Genomic DNA, 2,265 nt, shown 5'->3' on the forward strand with positions numbered 1-2,265 from the left:
TGCGTGCAGTGCACCATGACCTACCGGGTGCTCGAGAAGAAGGGCATCGAGTACACCACCGTCGACATCACCACCAACCCCGCAGCGCTCGCGTACGTCACGGAGGAGCTGGGCTACTCCGCCGCCCCCGTGGTCGTCGCGAGCGACCAGGACCACTGGCCGGGGTTCCGCCCCGACCTCATCGAGAAGCACGCCGCATGACCGGCCCGAACATCACCGGCGACGACTACCGGGCCGGGTACCTCGCCGGACAAGCCGACCGGCAAGGCGAAGTCGACTGGCTGGAGAACGAGGCCGACCGGCTCTACCGCCTCGCCTACGGCGACGAGCGCCGCGTCCCCGCCTTCACCGTCACTCGCGCCGAGCTCGAACAGCGCAGAGCGCTGTCCGAGCCGCCCGTCGAAGTCACCCGCCGCGACGCTCTGGCGTCCTGGGGCATCGAGACACCCGCCACCGACACCCCCGCGGCCGCGGCCGCGAACGAGAACCCGTCGCCGTCGACGGGACCCACCAACCGCACGAGCAGGAGACGACAGATGAGCACCAGGACCATCACCGGCAACCTCGCCGCCGACCCCGAGGCCGTGCAGGCGGGCCGCGTGCAGATCGTGAAGCTGCGCGTCATCGAGAACACCGGCGAATACCGCGCGGGGGAGTGGACCCCGCACGACGCCCCGACCACGCACTACGTCGAAGCGAAGTTCGAACTCGGCGAGCACGTGCTCGCCTCCCTCCACAAGGGCGACGCCGTGATCGTCGTCGGCTACGAGCGCACCGTCGCCTGGGGCGAAGGCGAGAACCGCCGCACCGGCCGCGTCCTCGAAGCCGACGCCATCGGCCCCAACCTCACCCGCGCGACCGCCGTCGTCACCACAACCACCCAGCGCGCCCCGCGCCGCAGCGCCGCCTCCGCGGCTGAGTAGGACTCGGTCGTCCGAGATGCTCCGCCATCCGCCGCAGAGTTCGCCGTTCTACGGCCTATATTCGCGGTTCTCCGTAGAGGACGGAAGCGGTCCGGGGTTGGGCTGCTGGAAGCTGCCCACGCCCAGAGCGGCGAGTCCCGCGGACACCGCCGCGCCCAGAAGGCGGAAGACGATCACGAATGCCTTTCCGACGAACTGCAACACGTTTGCCATCACGAGACCATCGCTTTCCGGAACTGATCGCAACGCTAGTGGTTCCGAGCGAATCCCGGTGGGTTCTACTCCCAGCCGTTCGCGATCCGGACCGCGTAGAGGATGACGTGATCCTCCGGGATCGCTGCGCGCACTTCCGGGATCGCCGCGGCGCTCGTCGCCGCGTTGCTGCGCACCACCGTTGATGCCGATTCCGCGCGCGTCCGGTGTGCCAGTTCCCACATGCCTCCATCGTCGCATCCGACGCTGACACGAACCGCTCGAGCGTGGGGGCCGGCGGGTGACGGAGCACCGCACATCCAAGGCCGCGATGCGGCTCAGTCTCCGAGGTGCTCGGCTCAGGATTCATCCCTCGACGTAGCGTTCGCAGTCGCCCGAACCTTGCAGATCTGCCGGATCGGCACAGTGCAGGAGTGACCAGCTGGCGCCCACGCCCGTGGGCTCTTCGAGACCGTTGTGGCGATCGAACGCCGTCGTCGTGTACACGTCGACGCCGTCGATCGAGCCTCCGACGAACGCGAACGAGACGATCGGGTCGCCTTCGGTAGTCGGTGTGCTCCACGCCAGTTCCGCTTCGTCTCCCGCGATCGCGGCGGTCGCGAGGCACGCTCGAGCCTCGCTAGGCAAGTCACCGCCTTGCTCAAGAACGTATTCGCCGCAGCTTGAGCTGGCGTCGCTACCGGCGACGACGCCACCAGCATCAGGGAGGCTGCGAGCGGCGACGATCGGATCGCCGTTCGGCGCTTTCGACGCGGGTTCAGGTGCAACCGCCGAGCAACCGCTGGCGACAGTGAGCACCGCGATCGCGATCGCAGCTGCCGTAAGGCGGTTCATCCGCCCACCGTAGCCGCCAGCGCCGCCTGCCAGCCAAGCAATTAAGCAGGAGGGCCTGCGCTGCCCGCCCGTGAGGGGCGACCCCCTCACGCTCCCCGGTGTCCCGTTCCGGGGCGCGAGCTGCACTCGCGCAGCGGCGACGGAGCGCCGCCAATGGGAGGCCGCGATGCGGCCCGTTCCACCCGTTTTCTTCACCTCTCCGCGGTTTCAACCTATTTCGCTCCACCGGCTCCGTGCCACCGATAGCGGACGCGCCCTGCGGGCTTATTTCGCCCGCTATCGGCGTCACTGCGCC

Annotated in this window: 4 protein-coding genes; 2 read left to right on the forward strand and 2 right to left on the reverse strand. The window is 68.9% G+C overall.

Annotated features, from left to right (window positions below):
* Positions 1-201, forward strand: a 201-nt coding sequence (locus C5C55_RS16205; RefSeq protein WP_104234629.1) for a glutaredoxin domain-containing protein, incomplete at its 5' end; no start/stop codon positions are given.
* Positions 198-923, forward strand: coding sequence for a single-stranded DNA-binding protein (locus C5C55_RS16210; RefSeq protein ID WP_104234630.1), 726 nt, complete (start codon positions 198-200; stop codon positions 921-923). The genes C5C55_RS16205 and C5C55_RS16210, both read left to right, overlap by 4 nt.
* 278 nt (positions 924-1,201) lie before the next feature.
* Here C5C55_RS16210 and C5C55_RS16705 read toward each other — a convergent pair whose 3' ends face one another.
* Entirely contained in the window at positions 1,202-1,360 is a 159-nt protein-coding gene (locus C5C55_RS16705; protein ID WP_181065429.1) for a hypothetical protein, read from the reverse strand.
* 121 nt (positions 1,361-1,481) lie between these two features.
* Positions 1,482-1,970: a hypothetical protein gene (locus C5C55_RS16420; protein WP_146080973.1), complete on the reverse strand. Its 489-nt coding sequence runs from the start codon at positions 1,968-1,970 to the stop codon at positions 1,482-1,484.
* Positions 1,971-2,265 lie beyond the last annotated feature (295 nt).

The organism is Rathayibacter sp. AY1C2 (genome assembly GCF_002931195.1).
Lineage (GTDB): Bacteria > Actinomycetota > Actinomycetes > Actinomycetales > Microbacteriaceae > Rathayibacter.